This window comes from Gelidibacter mesophilus DSM 14095, from assembly GCF_000423005.1.
In the GTDB taxonomy this organism is placed as follows: Bacteria; Bacteroidota; Bacteroidia; order Flavobacteriales; family Flavobacteriaceae; genus Gelidibacter; species Gelidibacter mesophilus.
In genome coordinates this window covers 1-21,000 of record NZ_AUHD01000023.1, presented here as the reverse complement: position 1 = coordinate 21,000, position 21,000 = coordinate 1, and the positions used below count along the sequence as shown (strand labels likewise).

The following is a 21,000-nucleotide window of genomic DNA, read 5'->3' as shown; positions in this document are numbered from 1 at the left end:
AAATGGAATTATAATTTTAGAAACAGGAAATTATGATATTGCATCTGGATTATCAGATGAATGGATTTATTGGAAATCAGGAATTGCCGATTATGTTGTTATGCAGAGGAATAAATCATATCTATTAACTTTATTAATAATAGGTTATTTAATTATAATTTCATTGTCAATTTTTATCATCCGAAAAAAGAACAAACAGCGGAAAACAACTGTGGGCAACACCGTATATAAGCAATAGCGGGTTTCGTGCTTACCCAAAGTTATGGTACAAATTTAAGGTCAGTGCCAACCGAAAAGTAAGTGCATAAAAACCGCTACTGCTCATATACAAACACGTTACCCAACATATGAAAAAAACGATATTGCTTATTTGTACACTTCTTTTATTATCCTTTAATTCTTGTTCTCAAAGTCCAACTGAAAATGGAATTATTGAAAACGGAATATATAAATGCAATCTAATCGATTGGAATATTAAAATTCCCGAAAATTTCAAAGTTAGAACCTTAAAACAAAAAGAGGACCTCGAAGACGTTGGTTACGAAAAAGTTAAAGGCAATACACCAGACGGAATTGAAGTACGTAAGAACAGGTCAGACCTAATCGGATTTGAAATTGACGAAAGGAATTATTTCTCATCGTCTTTTGAATCATTGGAAGGAACAAAGAAAATGTCTCTTATGGAACACCAAAAATTTGTTGACGAACTTCTTTCAAACACTTACTCAAAAATTAATGGAATCGAATTTGAAAATAGTTTGAATACTGAAAAAATTGGGAAATATGATTTTTACAGTATAGAAACGAAAATATATAATGCAAAAACAAAAGAACTAGTTTTAACTCAATTGATTTACAACAGTTTTGTTGGAGAAAATTTATTTAGTATTTCAATTAATTATACGGACAAAAGAGTTTATGAAATATTAGATAATAACTTTAGAAACTCATTAACCGAATAAATACGTTGGGTAACAATGTATATAAAAAATAGCGCAAGTCGTTGCTAACACAAAGGCTAGGGCATTTTTGGAAAGTCGCCAAATTTTTAAATTTGACAAATCCCCAAAAATAAAATAATTAGTAAAATTTAAAAATTCGGCTTGTGTTTATCCGAAAAGATATCGCTTATTTTCAGCGCTACTTTTCATATACGAGACGTTGTAAGCAAGCTGAAAAAACATCCGTAATTGAAAGAAAATTTATAGCTTATAAAGAATGAAACATATTAGTGAATTAATAAATAATGTCGAACCTGGATGGGAATTAGTTTCTAATTGGATTAATGATGCAACAAATAAAATTGAAATATTACCAAAAAACGAAAAACAAGCAAATGAATCGCTTTACCAAACTCAAGTAACAACTCGCTCGCCAATGGGAGCAATAATTTACGAAACGGGCGGAATTTTAATTGATAATGGTTGGATAAGAATTTTAGGTTCTGGGAATCAAAAATTAGACAGAACATTACCGAATTGGAATAAAGGAAAAACTTTTAATGAATTCGGAGAACAACCATCAATTTTTCTAATTGCTGATGATGTAGTTGGTGGATTTTTTGGAATTAATGGTGGAGCTTTAGGAGAAGATTTAGGAAAAATATATTATTTCGCACCTGACTCTTTAGAATGGGAACCAATGGATATTGGGTATTCGGATTTTTTGTGGTGGACTTTTAATGGAGATTTATCGGAGTTTTATAAAAATGTACGTTGGACAAATTGGGAAAAGGAAATAACAGAAATAAATGGAAACCTAGGATATTCATTTTATCCTTTCTTGTGGACAGAGTACGACAATATTGATGAATTAAACAGAAAGGCAGTTCCAATTTCTGAAATATGGGAATTACAACAAGAATTTGCTGAACAATTAAAAACGAAGGAATAAAGCCTGCTTACAACACCGTGTATAATTAATTGCTTAGTTTTAGCCAATTTACGAAAGTCCTCGCGGACTTTCTATTTGTGTTTTATTTGCTAACTTTAGTGCTTAAAACACGCAACTAATCATACACAACAACGTTGCCAGCAATTTAAAAAAACTAACATATTGAAAAAATTAACTACATTATTATTAGTCCTTATTTCTTTGCAAATGAACTCTCAAATCAATTGTATTCCGACAATTGGAGATGGATTTAAACCAATTACGAAAGGAATAGCATTACGTGACTCACCTGAATTAACTTCGGAAATTGTAATGAGAACACCTAGTGCTAATGGAATTTGGTTAAAATCGACTGAAAATGGATATTTTAATGACTTCGTCAAAGTTAAGGTTTGGTTTATCGGAGACGCATACAAAGAAAACGGAGTGAATAGTAATATTTCATATTTATACACTTATTTAAAAGACGATTATGGTTATGATTTTAATTTTCAAGACTATATAAAATATATTTCTGATAATAAAAATTTAGAAAAAATCTACAATACTCTAATTTCTGATGAAAACAATGATTGGTTTAAAGACTGGTCTAATTCTGAAAAATATGACGTAAGTACGTTTAACGGATTTTATGATTACTGGATATATTTCGATAAAGAAAAAAGTAACTATAATTACATATTCGAGAACGAAGGAAAAGAATTATACGTTAATAAAAACGACTTGACTAATGATGTTCCTGGGCTTTTATACGCAAATGGACAAGACGTTGAATTTTACCTTGAAAAAATTAATGAATTAATCGATTTAAACAAGAACAGGAAATGTGAATATTTGGAAAGTAAACTAATTTTTTGCATCGAAAAGTATATTAGTCTCTTAAGTGATGACAATGCTTTTAAAGCTATACAAGAAATTAACACATTGTCAGAATATATAAGTGATGAGACAAACAAAAGGAAATTAGAATATCTTAAAATGATAGCTAGTTATAAAGATGAAAATTTCATTGCTTCTATAAAAATCGGAAAAGAATTAATTAATTCTTATGACAAAAAATTAATAAATAATTATCAAGTTACCTTTTCAAGAGAAGATATTGATATGTCTGAAGTTTACGGATACGTTATTTCTAGTCTAATTAGTGAAAATAAATTAGATGAAGCTTTTAATTTGTCATTAAAAAGTCTTAATAATCAAAATTTACAATTTGGTCAAAACATTGAATTTCATTCAATAATATTACTGCAAATGAATAAAAAGTCAGAAGCTTGTGAATTACTAAACAAAGAATATCTCAATGGAAATGAAAAAGCTAGAGAATTAATTAACAAATATTGTAAATAAAAAAACTGCTGGCAACAACGTGTATAAAACATAGCTAATATAGGCTTTCCGAGAGGTTTTTGTATCTTTATTAAGTCCGCCAAATTTTTATTTTTGTATATTTAGAAGATTAAAGATAAATAGAAAAAATAAAAATTCGGCTCGTGCTAAATCCGAAAAGTTAGCGTTTATTTACACGCTACGTTTCATACACAAGACCGTTGTACCCAATTTGAAAAAATGACCGAACTAACATTTGAAATAAATTCTAACGAAGAAATTTGGGGACTTTTAGATAAAAAACTGAATTCAATTTTCATCCATAAATTCCTTCCGAATGAAATAATCGAATGGTGGCAAACGGACTTAAAAACACAAAGCGGAATTGAACTCAAGAATTTAAATGTTCGACAGATGGAAATGGATGTCCAAACTGACTTGAACGGTTTGAAAGAAATACTCGAATTGAACTCAAACCAATTGCGGATTTACCAATTTGACAAACCTATTTCGGACACTTTAGAAATTCAAAGATTGCCGGAAAATAACCGAGATCTGATCTTAAAACAAAACGGATTAAAACACTTCTTCTTTATAGACTTTGAGTTTATAACGATTGGAAGTTTTGAACCTGAATTTATAAACGGAATTGAATTGAATCCAAAATTTGAAGAACGGATTGCGGAAAGAAAACAAAAATTGAGTGAATAAAAAACTGGGTACAACACAGTATATAAGCTATGGCTTGGTCTGTGCCTACTTGGAAAATCCTGCGGATTTCCCAAAGCCAGTTTTTATTTGGAGAGGTTCGTGCCAACACACGCCACAGCTCATATACATAAACGTTGTGCATAATTGAAAAAAAAATGTTGTTCCAAAAGAAAATTAAACCTGAAATAATAAAAAATAGGAATACGAAAAAATTGCGTTCTTCTGGAATTGAAGTAATTGAACATCTTCCCTATTTAGATAATCCTGACTTTAGAGAACCAAAAGAAATTGCTCGTAGAACTTTAGCTCTGACAGCATTATTTCAGTTACATCTTCAAGCACCAAGAGAAGTAATAAAAAAATGGCTTGATGAAAACGGACTTTTAACGAATTTAAACGTTGAGGAATTGGAATATTTAGAAACGGAATATTCTGAACTGCCCGAACAAACTCAAACCGATATTTATTGGTTTGTAGAAGCCATTTGGGCTTTTGCTTGGGTTGGCGGACTTCATAATAATCTGACTTTAAATACTGGAGTTGAAGATTCACTTGCAATGCTAATTCCGAACATCGCAAAAAACGAACCAGCGGAAAAATTTATCTCTAATTTCAAATTAAGGAAGAAGATAGAAATCTTTGAAATGTTGGACAAATTCTATCGTGCTCATTGGTTTGCACGAAATAACGATTTAACAAACAAAAAATCTGAAAAAGTTGATTTAGATATAATAATGGAAAGAAGAAAAGCACTTGAATTTACAGTTTACAAAGAATTTGAATGGGACGAAATTTCATTAGACACTTGAGAAACAACTATGCACAACACCGTATATAATTTATTGCTGGGTTCTTGCCTACTTACGAAAGTCCTCGCGGACTTTCTTGGTCGGTAATTATTTACTAAATTAGGTGCTTGAAACACGCAACAAACCATATACACAAACGTTACCACACATTTGAGAAATGACATTAGTAGTAGGAAGAATTACACAAGGAGGAATTAGAGTCGATAGTGATTCTAAAATAACCGACCCAAGTATTGCTTCAAATCGGAATACGGTATTTTCTGGCTTACTAAAAACTATAATTCTAAATCCGAATATTTCTGTTTCATATGCTGGAGGAGTTGATACTGCGCAAAAGGCAATTGAAGAACTTTATAAACTTCAAAAATTTGAGATTAACGAAATAAAAAAACTACTTCTAAAAATACACTCTGAAAATGATTGCGAAACTGACTTTCTAATTGCCTCTCTCGAAAATCAACCTTTACTTTACAAAATTTCGGAAAATAAGATTGATGTTTCTAACTCGTTTCAATGGATAGGAGATATTAAAGGTTTTAATATATTTCAGAAAGAATTTTTTCCAAACTTAAAAAGCCAAGACGCAAAACACATTTCAACTGTTCACGCTAATGCATTTGACAAGGTAATTGAGAATGACCAAATTGAAAGTGTTGGTGGATTTCATATCACTGCTCATAGAACAGAATTCGGAATTGAATACTTATTTAAAATGTCATTGAATATGGGACGTTCCGAAACTTTAACATTGAAACAAGGTTCGAATATTATTCCTTGGGGAAATGCTGGAACAGGAACATTTGCATCTTGCTATTTAAAATCGGACAATCCATATAAACCTGCAATCGGAATTCATTTCCCAATAGGTAACTTTGGAACTTTGTATTATCCAAAAGTTAGCCGAAAAGTCATTTTTTACAAAGATGTAAATGGATTTGAATTTGCCGAAAAAGTTAAATCTGATTACGGAATTAAAATAATTGGAATGATTAAAAACGGAGAATATATGACAAGAATATAAAAACGTGTGGTAACACCGTGTATAATTAATTGCTTTGGCAAGTACTTATTTGGAAAATTCCTTCGGAATTTTCTCAGGCTCGTATTTGTTTACTAAATTAGTCGCTTAACCACGCAACTAACCATACACAACAACGTTGCCAGTAATTTAAAAAACACTCGAACTGAATTTGAAACCTATGAAAAAAATATTATTTATACTCACTGTTTGTCTGATTACCAATCTGACTTTTGGACAAAAAACGGAAAAAATAAATGGAAACACAAAATTTAGTTGTAGTCAAAAAAATGGACTGACAGAAACGAAAAGTGACTACGTTTTGACAGTAAGTTACGACACTGAAAATCTGAAATTCAGTACTGCCGAAAAACAACAAATGACTTCTTACTCGGTTGCGAAAAAAACAGAAAAATACGTAATTGGAAAAAACGCAGAGGAAAATTATTCATTTTACGATATCAAGAAAAAGCAATATTACTACATCGACTATTATATGAACAGATATATGACAGCTGGTTATGGTTCCGGAAGTACAGAAATTAAACAAGCTGTTCTGAAAATGATGGAAATGCTAAAAAACGGAAAAAGTCAAAAAGACGTAATCCAATATTTAATTGAACAAACTAAATACGATTTTTAATGGAACAATCAAATTGTCCAGAATGTGGCGAAAATAGCCAATTCATTCCGCCAAATAAAACTGAAAAAAGAAAACTTATTGTCGATTTTAAGTGTCCAAACGGACATCTATTTCGGAGAGAATTCGACTTGAAATAACATTATGGCGAATAAAAACTACTGGCAACAACGTGTATAATTAATGGCTAGTGCAAGCCTACTTACGAAAATCCTCGCGGATTTTCTATTCGGTTTTTATTTGTTAAATTAGGTGCTTAAACACGCCACTAATCATACACAAATCCGTTGGCATTCATTGAGCAGAACCGTTAAAAATGACAATTATGGTAATTTAAAAGACATTAAATCGGAAATTGAAAAATATACGAATGACTCAAATCTGACTGAATTACAAATTGTTGCGAAACTCGAAAAACACTACTTTGACAAAAAAGTAAACGAGAATTTAAAGTTGTATAAGAAAGGAAAGAAAAAAGTGAGCGAAATAACAAAAGATCTGAAAATATCACCACGAAAATTTTACGGAATTTTGGAAAAGAAAAATATTGAACATAAGAAATATAAAAAAGAGTGATTTAAAACAGAACGTTTGACTTTTAGCCCATTTGCGGAATCGGAAACTGAACTGATAATCAAAACCGAATTGATTGCGGAATTTAGCCAGTTGCGGAATTGCTCACTCAATCGGAATTGAAAAAGTATGCGGAATAAAACGCTGACTGAATTTACTCAAACGCTCGAAAAATTAAAAAAGGAATTTAGTCGAATAAGAATAAGTCGAAATGAAAAAACAACGAAATGCCAACACCGTATAAAATTAATGGCTAGTTTTAGCCTATTTGGAAAATTTCTGCGGAATTTTCTCTGGTAAGTATCTGTTTACTAAATTAGGTGCTTAAACACGCCACTAATCTTATACATAAACGTTGGCACTAATTTAAAAAAACCTATGAAAAGAAACATAATTCATCTGATTTTAATACTGTTTTCTATATCAGCTTATTCTCAAACATTTTCTGAAAGCTACTATGACTTATTTAGAAAATCTTGGGAAAAAGAACCGACTAAAGAAATGATTGACCAAGTTGACCCGAAAATGGACAGTTTATATAGAGCAACGACTGGAAAAGGATTTTGGGAAATGCAAGCCGACGGATTAAAAAATTCTACAACGAACAATATTAATAATTATAAAAAAGCCTTTGACCTCAATAACTTGGACATCGATAAAATTGACAAGTTTATTATCATTGAGGAATCTAATAGAGGAATGGACTTTCCACCTGACTTTAGTCGTAAAGGATTTGTAATAATTGGTTCTGATATGTTCACATATTACTACAATCCGGAGAAAGAAAATTCCCTAAAATTAACAAGTGACTTTTTTGACAAATCCAATACTAATTATAAATCAAGAAAGATTGTAACTGACATTGCAAAATCAAATAACATAGAACAATTCTCGGTTTTAGCAAAAAAGGAAATGGAAATAGGAATTGGAGAACCAAAAATAGAATATGAAATAGTTGTTTATGATGAAAAAATGGAGGAAAAGCCACTCAAAATAATTTACCTTCACGAATTTATCACTGAACTAAAAGATTAAAAAACTAGTGCCAACACCGTATATAATTTATTGCTAGTTCTAGCCTACTTACGAAAATCCTCGCGGATTTCCTATTCGGTTTTTATTTGCTAAATTAGGTGCTAAACCACGCAACAAACCATATACAAACACGTTGGCAAACAGTTATCCAGACCAACAAAAATTGTGCTTCAATTCAAATCTTTAGATTTTTAAGACAAGAAAAAATAAATCGAATCTGAAAATGAATTTGAAAAAACAACAACGGAATTAAATACTCTTGCGGAAAATATACGTTGGAATTTTGGCTTGCCCAATTTTAGTTCTTTAAATCGAAAATTTAGCAAACTGAAAACTTTTGGCTGAATATCAGAAACGCAAAACGTTCGAAAAAAAAAAGGAATAAAAGTCGGAAATTTTTTTGAGTATTTTAAGAAAGAATAAACTTGATATATAAATTAAAAATAACGTCTGAATTTATCACTCTTGGAAAAATTACGTCGGAATTTTGATTTGCCAAATGCCAGTTCATTGCATCGAAAATTTAGCAATCCGAATAGTTCTGGCTGAATAGCAGAAACGCAAAACGTTCGGAAAATAAAACGGAATGAAAAGCGGAGATTTTTTCGAGAATTTTAAGAAAAAAAAGCTAAATTACGCTTGAGAAACAAAACATCGGAATTTAACGATTGCGAAAAAAATAAAACCGATTTGCCAACACCGTGTATAATTAATTGCTTGGTTCGTGCTTACTTACGAAAATCCTCGCGGATTTTCTTGGTTCGTGTTTTATTTAGTAAGTTTCTCGCTTAAATACGCAACTAATCATACACAAAACCGTTGTGCATAATGCGGAAATCGTGCTAAAATTGAACATTTGAACTAAAAAAAACAGCCGCATAAACAGCACATTCATTTTTTTGCCAAACGCATCAGCCAAAGCTGAAAAAAAATAAAAGAGCTGTTTTTTGCCTTTGCGCTCAACGAAATGAGGAAAACCGTAAGAACATTAATCGAAAAAAAAGTACATTTAGCAAAAACTAATCAGTATAAATGACGCTAAACCAAATTTTAGAAAAAAAGTATTTGAGCGTTAGAGCATATAATGTTTGTGGCAATAATAACTTGTATAACCTCAATTTAATTGTAGATTACTATTCTAAAAATTCCTCTTTTAAAAATTTAAGAAATTGCGGAGACGGCACGAATGAAGAATTGATTGAGTTTTCTAAAAACCATCTTCTCGAAACTTCAGAGACAACAGACAAGAAAGAAAGCCAAATTTCCTTTGCAGAACTTACTTCAAAACTTACCAGAAAACAAAGAGAAGTCATAAACAGTTTTATTTTTATAAACACTTCAAGCCTATCGATTAGAAGTCAAAATGCAGTTAAATCTCATCTTCAAAACAATCTCAAAATAAAAAACTTTTCCCGTAAAATTCTCGATGCAAATCTTGATGTAAACAATATGAAAAATGTTGGGAAAAAATCTGTTCCAGAAATTGAAATGTATATAGCTATTGTCAAAGATTTTTTCAACGAAATTTCGAAAATAGATGATGACAGACAATTGACAATTTTGAGAAATCAATTTTTAATCCAAAAGACTTTTGGAATTAAGCAAATTCCGAATGAGATTTTGGTATCTGAATCAATATATAAATTAACAAATTTCTTTTTAGAAAAGAATGCTTTTTTTGATAGCAAGGAAACTCTTATCCTCAAAAAATCACTCGATGTTTACGAGAATACGGAAGAAATTACCCTTGAAAAAATCGCTGAATTAATTGATTTATCAAGAGAAAGAGTTAGACAATTGAGAAGAAACTGCCTCGAACAATTTTCAACTAACTTTAATTTTCTGAAAAATTTCAACGATGACTTATATTCAAATTATGGCATCGAAGAAAACTCATCTTTCATTTTCGTAGATGATGAACTTAAAAAGAGAATCAATAAAGTTAACGAAACTGTTTTTTCAAAAAGTTTCTTGACATATATCTTATATATTTATCGCTCTGATGATTACTCATTAATTGGTAATATTGAAGACGTTCTTCAAACAAACTATTTTAATCATAGAAACCGACATAATTGGAATTCATTTTATCTTGTTGAAAAACAAATTTCAAAGTCTTTCAGTTTTGAAAGTCTTTTGGATGATATCAGTTCAAGATATGAAGAAAGGATTACCGAAACTTACACCTTTAATTTCAAAAGTTATTTATCAAAATTTCTTACATATGACCAAATAGAAAGGCTGGATGAAATAATGCCAATTGCCGAAAAAATCATTTTTAATGAACTAAACATCATTATTGATTTAGACGATAATATTTCTTTTCAAAGAAATACTTCTAAACTGGCATATGAATATGCTTATGAAGCATTAGAACAACTTGGAAAGCCTTCAAAAGTTAAGGATATAGTTTTTGCGGTCAAACAATTACACCCAAATTACGAAACTGATGAGCCAAAGATTAGGGTTTCTATGAAAAGAAAACACGGATTTGTACCAGTTGGCCGAAAAAGTATTTTTGGACTTAAAAAATGGGAGAATGAGCTTGAAAATTTCAAAGGAGGAACTATAAGAACTATTTCCAAAGAATTTCTTTTGGAATTTAACGAGCCGCAACACCAAAAGGAAATCGCAAAATACGTGAAACAATTTCGCCCAAAAACAAATGCAAAAAGCATATATAATAATTTATACGTTGATGAATCCAGAACTTTTGTTTTTTTTGAAAACTATTTCATTGGCTTAACTTCAAAAGAATATCCAGACAAATTTAATATATTGAGTAAAACTGCACCTTCAACAAAACGAACGTGGGAAGAAAGCTTGGATGACTTAAAACAATTTATAAGCGAAAATGAAAGATTACCATTTTCAAGCGGATGTCCAGAGGAAGAGGAAAAGCTTTACCGATGGTTTAATGTTCAAAAAGGAAAAGTTAAAAAAAATAAATTGAATGAACATCAAGCAAATATAATACAATCGGTTGTAGACAAGTTTGAAGATTCTATAGGAAAAAGAAGAACTAACAATGATGAACGCTATGTAATGTTGAAAATGTTTGTTCAGGAATATTTAAGACTTCCCAATGCAAGCATTAAAGACGAACAGAATCTTTACGCATTTCATTATAAGGAGAGAAAAAAATATGAAGCTGGCGAATTAGATGAAAACGATAAGCAAAAATTAATTGAAGTGGCATTATTACTTCAAAAATTAAAAATATGATTAAAGAAACCAAAGAAAACCAGAACAAAAGACTTAAAGAGATAAGTGAGGAAAAAGGTATTGATTTCGATTCCTTAAAACTTCTTATTGATTCGGTAAAGACCAAAAAATTATTTAAACGGAACAATTATCATTTTCAAAAGATTAATGACACCATAGAAAAAGCTACCAAATGAAATTCAGCAAGATAGATATTGAAAATTTTAGGCAATATTATGGTAATATACCAATTGATTTAGCTACAGATGACCAAAAAAATATTGTCGTTATAGGCGGTAGGAATGGATATGGAAAAACCAATCTATTACTATCCATAGTCTGGTGCTTGTATGGGGATAAATTATCACAAATAGACGACCATTTTAAAAAAGAGATTCAAAAGGAAAAGAATTACAATTCATTTATGCAACAGTCTATAAATTGGACTGCAAAAAAAGAAGATACTGATAAGTTTTCCGTAACGATTTTAATAGATGAGACAGAATTACCAGAATTAAAAATGTTAAATTCAAATTCAGCAGATTCTGTAATAATCAAAAGGGAATTTAATGTATCTACAATGGTTGAGGATTTGCATATCATCGACCCAGTTTCAAATATGGAATTGTTTACTGACGAAGAAGATAAAATCAATTTCATTAACAATTACATAATTCCTATTGATGCAGCCAAATTCGTATTTTTTGATGCTGAAAAAATAGCCGAAATAGCCAATTTATCTATCAGAGAAGAAGGGAGTTTTATAAATGATGCCCTTGGTAAAATTTTAGGATTAGACACATACGAAACCTTGATTGATGATATTGAAACTTACATTAACAATCTCAAAAAGGAAGGTGCTACTAAAAATTTACAAGAACAAATTGCTGATAAAGAAAATGCTATAAAACTATCGCAAATTGCAATTGATAAATTTGAAGAAGAAAATGCCGATAGCCTGAAAAAAATAGATGAACTTAAAAAAGCAATTAGAGAATTTGACAATTTAATTTCGAGCGAAAGTAAACAAGGAAATTCAAAATTTGATAGAGAAAAGATTTTAACCGAAATATCCGAACTCAAAACAAAAGAAGCTGAATTAGCTGAAAAATTCAATGAATTAAGTGAGATTTTACCGCTTACAATATTGTCTGGAAAACTTGAAGAAGTAAATGAGCATTTAGATTTACAAGAATCCAATTTAGTTTTCGGAAAAATAGCCTCTGAAAATTCTGCAAAAATTGAAGAATTCATTGAACTCTTATTTAATAAACCACCCGAACCTGAAAATTCCTCTTTTTCATTAAAGGACAAAATGTTCTATTTTGAAAAAGCACAAGACTTGAGTCATAAACTTTTTAATCAACAAGGCAACGAAAATGAAGAATTAGCATTTGAACACGATTTAAGTAATGCTGATAAAAAAATGATTCAAGATGCCATTGATTTGGTAAACACACAATCAAAAGATTTTTTTGAGACAACCATTGATGAATTTAACGTAACAAAAATTAAATTATCTGAATTAACCAATACATTAAACAAAGTCGATGCTGATTTAGAAGATGACATAATATTAGAATATAATAGTAAAAAAGAGAAAGCAGATTTTCAACTTTCAGAAGCAAATCAACAAATCGGCGAGAATAAAGCTAATATTTCAAAAGAAGAAATGAATGTCAAGAGGCTAAATCAATCCTATCAAGACTTGCTCAAAAAAGTCGAAATTAATAAAAAGAACAAAACAAAGATTGCCAAAAGTTCCGAATATTTAGATGTTTTGAGAAAGTTTGTTTTTGAACAAAAAGAACAGAAAAAAGAGAGTTTGGCAAAAAACATTCTCGAAGAAATGCAGAAATTAATGCACAAACTTAATACTTCAGGAAGTCAATTTGTTACTGATATCAAGGTAACCATTCTTGCAGAAGGAAATGGAATGAAAATAACACTTTATAATTCTGACGATGAAGAAATAAAAAAAGAAGTTCTATCACAAGGAGAAAAACAACTTTATATTTCAAGTTTAATTAAAGCTATTTTGAAAGAATCAATTCAAAGTCTTCCAATATTTATTGATACACCTTTAGGACGTTTAGATGACGAACATATTAAGAATATACTGCTCTATTATTATCCAGATTTATCGGAGCAAGTAGTTATTCTTTCTACAAACAATGAAATTACGCCAAAGAGATTCAATGATATTTCAGAAAGCGTCTCAAAATCTTATTTACTTGTCAACGACGGTATAAATACAAAACTTAAAAAAGGATATTTCCATAGCTATGAGGATTAAAATAAGTAAAGAAAATGACGAGCTTTTATATAAGCTCAAATCGCTGTATAATTTTAAAAACGAAAGTATTGTTCCACGTATAGCTTTTTCGTACAGTTTAATGACTGGAAAAACCTTTGACTTGGATAAAGAAATTTTGCCACCTTCCGATGGTAAAGAGTTCAGGGATGGTCGTACAATTTTCGGTTCAGTAATTGATGACACTTCCAATTATGCAATCTATAAAGCTGTTCTTGACCAGCATTACAATAAAAGCACTTTCGAGGATGACTTTGCAAAACTTTTTAAACTTCATTTAAATCACGGTTTAAATTTGCTTGATAGTAAAATCGATAAAGTCAATGTTTCAAAAGGAGACCATATCGATATTTTGATGAAAGCTGTAAAAAGTGGTCTTGCTTTGAGAAAGAAAAATGTAAAAACTTATTCTAATCTGAAAAAGAAAGACGTAAAGGAATATGATGAAGCTTTATCTTTCGATTTAGGTAAAACCGAAGATGGCGAAAACGTAGAAATAAGAATCAACGATTTAAGAGAATTCGACAATAGGAATATTGCTATTGCAGGTATGGCAGGTTCTGGTAAAACCCAATTGATGAAAGATATTTTGTATCAAATTTCATCAAAAACAAATTATGAACTTAAATTTATCTTTTTTGATTACAAAGGAGAAGGAAATCCAGAGCAATTAAAACCATTTTTAGAAGCCACAAAATGTAATTTTGTTGACATTGTAAATGATGGTGGTCTAAAATTCAATCCTTTTTTATCGATTAGTACGGATGAAAGACAGAGGCCATTTAGTATAAAGGCTTTTGTGGATACGATTGCAACATTTGTTCCGAGTGTTGGCGTCGCTCAAAAAAATATTCTGATGAATGTGATTACTGACCTTTTTGATGAGAAAAAAGGAGCATATCCAACTATAAATGAGCTTTTTGATAGATTAGAAGAATATTACGAAGAAAACAACAAAAAGCCTGATACACTTTATGCAGGTATTCAAGATTTGACTACAAACATTTTTAATTGTAGCAACGAAAATCCGAATATTTTAGTGAGTAGTTTATATCTGAATTTACCGCCTGCATTATCTGACACACTTCGCCAATTAGTTGTTTTCTTACTATTAAGATATTTCAATACATATTTTAGTTCAACAAACGATTGTGAGCCTAAAGACCATATTTTTCCTTTGAGGTATGTAATTGTGATTGACGAAGCTCATATATATCTTAAAAATAAAAATGCTCGAAAAGCTTTAGAAGAACTATTAAGGTTATTGAGGTCTAAAGGTGTCATTATTGTAATGCTATCACAAGGAGTTGAAGATTATCGAACAAAAGATTTTGATTTTGCATCACAGGTTAAGTTACCAATTTGTCTAAACGTTCAAAATAAAGATTACAAATCGATTAGCAATTTTGTGGGAACACCGAGCAGTAAATACAAACTCGAAACTGCAATTCAAAAATTGGATTCTGGAAAAGGATTGATTAATGTGGTTGACCCTCAAATTATTGAACTTAACCAATGGTGGAGAACGAAAAAAACATTAGGCTGAAAAGGCCAACGCTAAAAGCCATACACATTTGCAATTCGCTCAAGGCCACCACGCCACCAAAAATTGCAAAAGAGTATGGCTTGCCAACGCTCAATTCGAACTAAATAACAAACATCGGAAAACCAAGCAGTACATGAAAAGCACTATGCACAACAATGTATATAAAACATAGCTATTACAGGCTTTCCGAGAGGTTCTTGCATATTTAAAAAGTCCGCCAAATTTTTATTTTTGTATATTTAGAAAATTAAAAATAAATAGAAAAAATAAAAATTCGGCTCGTTTATAATCCGAAAAGTTAGCGTTTATTTATACGCTACGTTTCATATACGGAGCCGTTACCCAACATTTAAGACAAACATCGAGAATGATACGAAATTATTGGAATGAAGAATGGAAAGAGATAAAATTTGATGATAAAATTTCCGAAAAAGAGAAATTTAAAATATCAAATTATGGTCGAATAATAAACTGCAAAACCGAGAAGGAATTTATTGTAAAAAAATATTTCATAAACGGATACCAAAATTTACCTGTAAAACAAAAAAAGAATGGAAAACAAACAAGCAGATACGTTCATAAACTTGTTGCGGAACATTTTCTTGAAAAAAATAACGGAATTTGTGTTATTCACTTGACCTATGACAAAACTGACAACCGAATAGAAAACCTAAAATGGGCAACTAAAAGAGAAAAGGAACTTCATCAATTTAATCACCCGAATTGGAACGAAATTGTTAAAAAACGGAGCAAAAATATTGGTAAATTGAACGAAGGAAAAGTAAAAATTATAAAACGCCAATTAAAAAATAGTAAGAATAGAATGAGTATGATTGCAAAACGCTTTGGAGTATCTGATATGCAAATTCATAGAATAAAAACTGGAGAAAACTGGAGTTCAGTAACCGAATAAAAAAATCGGAATAACAAATATTGCGGAACTAACTTTTGAGAAATCTAACGAAAAAACAATTGAGGAAAAATTGAAAAAATTAATAATCTGAATAAAAAAACGTTGGGTAACACCGTGTATAATTAATGGCTGGTTCTCGCCTACTTACGAAAATCCTCGCGGATTTTCTATTCGGTTTTTATTTACTAAATTAGGTGCTTAAACACGCCACTAATCATACACAAAACCGTTGTGCCCAATATGAGAAAAACCTCGAAATGAAAATTGACATTCACGTACATACAAGAAAAGTAAAGTCTGGTGATGCACCGACAAGAAATATAGAAAAAGATAGGTTTGTCGAAATACTGAGCGATACTGATGTAAATATTTTGGCAATTACCAACCATAATCATTTCGATGCTCAACAATATGAGGAATTTAGAGATGGAGTTGAAAGTCACTGTCAAATTTGGCCAGGAATTGAACTAGATGTTTTTGAAAATGAAAAAAGGTCTCATTTAATAGTTATTTGTAATCCGAAAAACTACCAAGACTTTAATAAAGCTCTAAGTGAAATATTAGATGGAAAAAATCCAGATACTTTTACAATTTCATTAAAAGAAACAGTAGAAAAATTTGATTCTTTAGATTGTATTTACATTGCTCACTACTTCGTTAAAAAACCAAATTTAGGGGATAAGGAAATTGCAATGTTAATTGATTTAGTTTCAAATCCCAAACGAATATTAAAAGAAGCAACAAACTCAATATCAGCCGGAATATATATAAGTCACGGTCATAATTCTATTTATGGTTCAGATGTACAAAACTGGGACAATTACATAGAACAATCACAAAATTTACCTGAACTTAGACTTCCTGTTGAGAGTTTCGAACAATTCTGTCTTTTACTAGAAAAAGATGAAGCCACAATAAGTACTATTTTAGATAAAAAATCTAAAGAAAGCATTGAACTATTTCCTTTTAATAGCGACCCTTTTGAGAAAATAGTGTTAGATATTTACTCTGACATCAATATTCTTTTTGGAAGTAAAGGAACTGGTAAAACGGATATTTTAGAATCTCTTTCTAAACATTACAACAGCAAAGGACATAAAACTTCTGTTTATAAGTCAAATGATAACCATTTAAACTCTGTCTTTGATATTAAAGGTAATTCATTCAATTGTGATGCGTCTGATTTTGGATTTGACGAGTGTTCTGATGAAATAAAGTTTCTCAAAGAAGTTACCGAAGAAAAAGTCACTACATTAAACAAATATGATTCACATTTTTCGTTTCAAGAGACAAATAAAATTTCACAAAAACTAAAAATAAAAAATATAACTCAAGCAGATGAAGCTCAATCTGAGAGAATACTTGAAGAAATAACAGATATTCTAGACAACTTTAAGACGTTTAACGATTATATTAATGAAAATTCAGATATATCTAAATATGTTGATATAGAATTAATAACGGAACTTGGAAATGTGTTTAAAAAAATACTTGTACAACTTAAAGCAAGTACCGAACAAAATTTTATAGAAAACAAAAGTATTAAACTACTTAATGGAATTATCTCTTGTTTCAACAATGAAATTGCAAAAAAAACTAATCAACCACCAAAGCCAACAAAAACAGGTTTCTTAGAATACTCTAGAAATCGTATTAAAATAGAAAGGGCATCCAAAAAGATTATTAAATTAATAAACCAATCTATAAATCCGATTGAAGAATACGCTGGTAGTCTTGGAGAAAAGGGAGAATTATTCTGTAAGACAAATTTAATATTTCAAAATGGTTCATTTTCAAATGGAGATTATACTTCAGTAAAAAATGTCTACAAAACACCTCAAAAGGAATTTGCCAATGCGATTATTTCTATTTCAAAATATATTCATTCAAATGAGTTATTCTTAAAGATTACAGAATTAAACGAGATAGAAAATATTAATACAATTAATTCACTTAGCGATTTATTATTAAAATACAAGCATTTCACGCTGAATGGGACGATTTACAGTCCTTCCAATGGTGAATCATCAATGATTCTGTTGCATAAAGAATTAGCTGATGATAAGGACATTTATTTAATTGATGAGCCCGAAAAAAGTCTAGGTAATGATTACATTAATGATGTAATAGTACCTCTAATTAAAGAAAAAGCACTTCTTGCAAAAAAAGTTATAATAGCAACACACGATGCAAATATTGCAGTTAGAACATTACCTTATAATTCAATTTATAGACTTCAAGACAAGGGAAAAGGATTTACTCTAACAGGTAATCCATTTTCGAACTCATTAAATTGTATTTATGGTTCAAGGCCAAGTCTTGATTGGAAAGAAATTAGTATGAAAACATTAGAAGGAGGAAAATCAGCCTTTGGAGAAAGAGGAAAAATATATGGAAACTAAAAAAGCAACTATTAAAAGAGAAGAACCTCAAACCTATTTGGTTCTTGATGTTGGAGATAATCCAATTCAAATTAATTTAACCGATGACAACCCAAACAATGTAAAATCAGCATTTAATCTAATTTTAAAAGAATTAAAAAAAGGATTGTTTGAATTTAAATTGGAAGATGAAAGTTCAGATTTATATAATAATATTTGTGTTGAGTATTTAAATCAGTTAAATAGTGAAATTAAAGCTATTCATACTGAGCTAGAAGAATACGAACTAACTGAAAATGAATAAAATACTGGGCACAACACCGTATATAATTTATTGCTAGTTCTAGCCTACTTACGAAAATCCTCGCGGATTTTCTATTCGGTTTTTATTTGCTAAATTACGTGCTTTACCACGCAACAAACCATATACAAACACGTTAGCAAACATTTAAAAAAAACTATGAAAACAAAATCAACCTTACTTTTTACTTGTTTATTCTTTCTATTTTCTAATTTAATAACAGCACAAAAAGACATTAAAATTGACTTGGATGCCCTAAAATTTTTTAATTCATACTTAAGTAATAAAAGTCTAATTGATGACCGAAAAACAGAGTTGATATTTGACAAATATTCAAATGCGCTAAATTACTCGTCAACCGTTTTAATGTATGAAAATCCAACAACCGAAAAAGATATTTACTATAAATCAAATGTTACATATCCTATACCATTAAATAACATAGAACGAATTGTAGAAGATATTTATCAAGACGGGGAAACTGTTGTAATGCAATATGTTTTTTATTTAGATAAAGAAGTAAAACGCATTATCGAAAAAAAGGAAAAAGGAGAATGGTTGGATAAAACGGAAACAAATGTTAATAAAGTATTTTTCCCCATAGCCATTCATTTAGATAATGAAGAAGTTAAAAACATCCAAAAAGTAGTAAGAGACGTTTTTTCAAATGTTGATATTGAAACTATATTAGAAAAAAAGCGTTAAAAATAACTTTTGAAAAACATTATGAAAATCAAAACCAACTTATGAGGATATGATTATTACCTACTATTTTTTTAAATTTCAATCATAAAGAAAATTAATTACTGTTGGGAGAACATAAAGAAGATTTGAACCCAAAATTAAAAATTAAAAATAAAAGAATAATTATGGCAAATTTTATTGAAATAGTGGATAAGTCTGATACTGTAAAATTGATCAATGTAGATAACATAGCTTATGTAAAGGTAGATATAATGGCAATTTGTTCTCTGATAATGAACGATGGTTCAGAAATAAAAACAGAACTGAATAAGGAGACATTATTAGGAAAATTGAATCAAAAATAGAAAAAACGTTTGCTAACACCGTGTAAAAATAATTGCTTGGTTCTCGCCTACTTGGAAATTCCTGCGGAATTTCCACAGGCTCGGTCAATGTTTACTATTTTAAGTGCTTGCCACCGCAACTATTCTTACACATAAACGTTGGCATTCATTTAAGATGAACCGAGAAACAATCGAAATACTAAATAAATTAAAGGAAAGTCCGTCTTCTGAAAACGTTGACCATATTTTACTTTTACAAAAAATATACTCTGAATACTCAAACGGAATTATTGAACTTAAACCGATTGCGATCTTCTACTTGAATGGCTTTGACGATTTGCCTGCATTGAGAGAAAAGCATTTATGGAATGAATTAAAATTTGATGAAATTAGAAAATCCTTTGTTGATGCACATAATGAACTTATTGATTTAATTGATGAAACACTAAACGGAATTAAAGACAAAGAATCTGACTCATTCGATTATAGATTATCCAAAACGGAGTTTTTAGAACAAATACAATCTGGAAAAGTAATATTCGAGGAAATTGAATTGGAAAATATGGATTTGAGAAATCAGAAACTATCAGGAATAACATTTAAAAACTGTTTTATTTCAGCCGATTTTAGAAATTCTGATTTAACAAATACAAAGTTTATAAAAAGTAACATCAAAACTTCTGACTTTCGAAATGCTTATTTGACCAATGCACTTATGGAGAATGTATCGTTTGAAGCAACGAGATTTAAAGGAGCAAAAACGAATGGATTTATCTTTAATGATAATTATATTCATTCCGCAAAAGGAATCGGACAAACTGAATTTAATGATTGGATAATAGAAACTGAATAATAAAAACGAAATGCCAACACCGTGTATAAGCAATGGCTTGTCCTCGCCTACTTGGAAAATCCTGCGGATTTTCCTCTGGCAAGTACCTGTTTGCAATTGTCCGTGACGAACCACGCCACTGCTCATACACGAAACGTTGCCCACAATTGAAAAAAAATTACGAACCAAAAATAAACTAAATGAGAACTTTTAAATACACCGCATTAATTATTCTTGCAATTTTGATTTGGACTGCATTTATCGGCTTCGGATTTATAGATGGATTTTTATTAAAACCAATTACTTCAAATAATACTTCGGATTCTTTTATAGATGCTACCAAAGAAAAAATAGATGATGAATTTGTTGGAAATTTTGCAATGACTCTAATCGAGAACGGAAAAATCTCAAAAAACTTCTTCTATTCTGTTGACAAACCCATAAATAAAAATACTGTTTTTCCAGTCGCTTCCATC

The 21,000-nt window shown here is 30.1% G+C and carries 19 protein-coding genes and 2 pseudogenes; all 21 read left to right on the top strand.

The window, feature by feature from the left end; translation table 11 throughout:
- Positions 1–238: pseudogene (locus tag G525_RS22570) on the top strand (serine hydrolase domain-containing protein); the annotation flags it as partial.
- A 109-nt stretch (positions 239–347) separates the two neighbouring features.
- Positions 348–962, top strand: coding sequence for a hypothetical protein (locus tag G525_RS0117000; RefSeq protein WP_027127217.1), 615 nt, complete (start codon positions 348–350; stop codon positions 960–962).
- A 256-nt stretch (positions 963–1,218) separates the two neighbouring features.
- Positions 1,219–1,893 carry a DUF2625 domain-containing protein gene (locus G525_RS0116995; protein ID WP_027127216.1) on the top strand — a complete coding sequence of 225 codons (675 nt, stop codon included), beginning with the start codon at positions 1,219–1,221 and terminating at the stop codon, positions 1,891–1,893.
- 162 nt (positions 1,894–2,055) lie between these two features.
- Positions 2,056–3,240, top strand: a complete 1,185-nt coding sequence (locus tag G525_RS0116990; protein WP_157491963.1) for a hypothetical protein — start codon at positions 2,056–2,058, stop codon at positions 3,238–3,240.
- 219 nt (positions 3,241–3,459) lie between these two features.
- Complete coding sequence (locus G525_RS0116985) at positions 3,460–3,930, top strand: hypothetical protein (protein WP_027127214.1); 471 nt, start codon at positions 3,460–3,462, stop codon at positions 3,928–3,930.
- Positions 3,931–4,085: 155 nt separating this feature from the next.
- Entirely contained in the window at positions 4,086–4,739 is a 654-nt protein-coding gene (locus G525_RS0116980) for a DUF4272 domain-containing protein (protein WP_027127213.1), read from the top strand.
- Between the two features lie 157 nt (positions 4,740–4,896).
- On the top strand, positions 4,897–5,760 hold the full coding sequence (locus G525_RS0116975) for a hypothetical protein (protein ID WP_027127212.1): 864 nt from the start codon (positions 4,897–4,899) through the stop codon (positions 5,758–5,760).
- Between the two features lie 178 nt (positions 5,761–5,938).
- Positions 5,939–6,400 carry a hypothetical protein gene (locus tag G525_RS0116970; RefSeq protein ID WP_027127211.1) on the top strand — a complete coding sequence of 154 codons (462 nt, stop codon included), beginning with the start codon at positions 5,939–5,941 and terminating at the stop codon, positions 6,398–6,400.
- 294 nt (positions 6,401–6,694) lie between these two features.
- Positions 6,695–6,973, top strand: a complete 279-nt coding sequence (locus G525_RS0116960; RefSeq protein WP_035480023.1) for a hypothetical protein — start codon at positions 6,695–6,697, stop codon at positions 6,971–6,973.
- A 375-nt stretch (positions 6,974–7,348) separates the two neighbouring features.
- A complete protein-coding gene (locus tag G525_RS0116955; RefSeq protein ID WP_027127209.1) occupies positions 7,349–8,005 on the top strand; it encodes a hypothetical protein in 657 nt (218 codons plus the stop codon).
- Positions 8,006–9,037: 1,032 nt separating this feature from the next.
- Complete coding sequence (locus G525_RS0116950) at positions 9,038–11,230, top strand: sigma factor-like helix-turn-helix DNA-binding protein (RefSeq protein WP_027127208.1); 2,193 nt, start codon at positions 9,038–9,040, stop codon at positions 11,228–11,230.
- Positions 11,227–11,406, top strand: a complete 180-nt coding sequence (locus G525_RS0116945; protein ID WP_035480018.1) for a DNA modification system-associated small protein — start codon at positions 11,227–11,229, stop codon at positions 11,404–11,406. The genes G525_RS0116950 and G525_RS0116945 overlap by 4 nt, the downstream gene beginning before the upstream one ends.
- A complete protein-coding gene (locus tag G525_RS0116940; protein WP_027127206.1) occupies positions 11,403–13,505 on the top strand; it encodes an AAA family ATPase in 2,103 nt (700 codons plus the stop codon). The genes G525_RS0116945 and G525_RS0116940 overlap by 4 nt, the downstream gene beginning before the upstream one ends.
- Positions 13,495–15,069, top strand: coding sequence for a DndE family protein (locus G525_RS0116935; RefSeq protein ID WP_027127205.1), 1,575 nt, complete (start codon positions 13,495–13,497; stop codon positions 15,067–15,069). Before G525_RS0116940 ends, G525_RS0116935 begins: the two co-directional genes overlap by 11 nt.
- Before the next feature lie 367 nt (positions 15,070–15,436).
- A complete protein-coding gene (locus G525_RS0116930; RefSeq protein ID WP_027127204.1) occupies positions 15,437–15,982 on the top strand; it encodes an NUMOD4 domain-containing protein in 546 nt (181 codons plus the stop codon).
- Positions 15,983–16,239: 257 nt separating this feature from the next.
- On the top strand, positions 16,240–18,384 hold the full coding sequence (locus G525_RS0116925) for a hypothetical protein (RefSeq protein WP_027127203.1): 2,145 nt from the start codon (positions 16,240–16,242) through the stop codon (positions 18,382–18,384).
- Complete coding sequence (locus tag G525_RS0116920; protein ID WP_027127202.1) at positions 18,374–18,667, top strand: hypothetical protein; 294 nt, start codon at positions 18,374–18,376, stop codon at positions 18,665–18,667. Before G525_RS0116925 ends, G525_RS0116920 begins: the two co-directional genes overlap by 11 nt.
- A gap of 156 nt (positions 18,668–18,823) precedes the next feature.
- A complete protein-coding gene (locus G525_RS0116915) occupies positions 18,824–19,369 on the top strand; it encodes a hypothetical protein (RefSeq protein ID WP_027127201.1) in 546 nt (181 codons plus the stop codon).
- Positions 19,370–19,473: 104 nt separating this feature from the next.
- The gene (locus tag G525_RS0116910; RefSeq protein ID WP_027127200.1) at positions 19,474–19,713 is read left to right on the top strand and encodes a hypothetical protein; all 240 of its coding nucleotides are present in this window, start codon (positions 19,474–19,476) and stop codon (positions 19,711–19,713) included.
- A gap of 154 nt (positions 19,714–19,867) precedes the next feature.
- Entirely contained in the window at positions 19,868–20,545 is a 678-nt protein-coding gene (locus G525_RS0116905) for a pentapeptide repeat-containing protein (RefSeq protein WP_027127199.1), read from the top strand.
- A gap of 179 nt (positions 20,546–20,724) precedes the next feature.
- Positions 20,725–21,000, top strand: a pseudogene (locus G525_RS21320) (serine hydrolase domain-containing protein); the annotation flags it as partial.

Bases quoted from the DNA above. Each gene is read 5' to 3' on its own strand.
- G525_RS0116975 (WP_027127212.1), top strand. From the start codon at position 4,897: ATGACATTAGTAGTAGGAAGAATTACACAAGGAGGAATTAGAGTCGAT.
- G525_RS0116915 (WP_027127201.1), top strand. From the start codon at position 18,824: ATGAAAACAAAATCAACCTTACTTTTTACTTGTTTATTCTTTCTATTT.
- G525_RS0116995 (WP_027127216.1), top strand. From the start codon at position 1,219: ATGAAACATATTAGTGAATTAATAAATAATGTCGAACCTGGATGGGAA.
- G525_RS0116920 (WP_027127202.1), top strand. From the start codon at position 18,374: ATGGAAACTAAAAAAGCAACTATTAAAAGAGAAGAACCTCAAACCTAT.
- G525_RS0116925 (WP_027127203.1), top strand. From the start codon at position 16,240: ATGAAAATTGACATTCACGTACATACAAGAAAAGTAAAGTCTGGTGAT.
- G525_RS0116970 (WP_027127211.1), top strand. From the start codon at position 5,939: ATGAAAAAAATATTATTTATACTCACTGTTTGTCTGATTACCAATCTG.
- G525_RS0116935 (WP_027127205.1), top strand. From the start codon at position 13,495: ATGAGGATTAAAATAAGTAAAGAAAATGACGAGCTTTTATATAAGCTC.
- G525_RS0117000 (WP_027127217.1), top strand. From the start codon at position 348: ATGAAAAAAACGATATTGCTTATTTGTACACTTCTTTTATTATCCTTT.
- G525_RS0116985 (WP_027127214.1), top strand. From the start codon at position 3,460: ATGACCGAACTAACATTTGAAATAAATTCTAACGAAGAAATTTGGGGA.
- G525_RS0116955 (WP_027127209.1), top strand. From the start codon at position 7,349: ATGAAAAGAAACATAATTCATCTGATTTTAATACTGTTTTCTATATCA.
- G525_RS0116940 (WP_027127206.1), top strand. From the start codon at position 11,403: ATGAAATTCAGCAAGATAGATATTGAAAATTTTAGGCAATATTATGGT.
- G525_RS0116980 (WP_027127213.1), top strand. From the start codon at position 4,086: ATGTTGTTCCAAAAGAAAATTAAACCTGAAATAATAAAAAATAGGAAT.
- G525_RS0116930 (WP_027127204.1), top strand. From the start codon at position 15,437: ATGATACGAAATTATTGGAATGAAGAATGGAAAGAGATAAAATTTGAT.
- G525_RS0116950 (WP_027127208.1), top strand. From the start codon at position 9,038: ATGACGCTAAACCAAATTTTAGAAAAAAAGTATTTGAGCGTTAGAGCA.
- G525_RS0116945 (WP_035480018.1), top strand. From the start codon at position 11,227: ATGATTAAAGAAACCAAAGAAAACCAGAACAAAAGACTTAAAGAGATA.
- G525_RS0116905 (WP_027127199.1), top strand. From the start codon at position 19,868: ATGAACCGAGAAACAATCGAAATACTAAATAAATTAAAGGAAAGTCCG.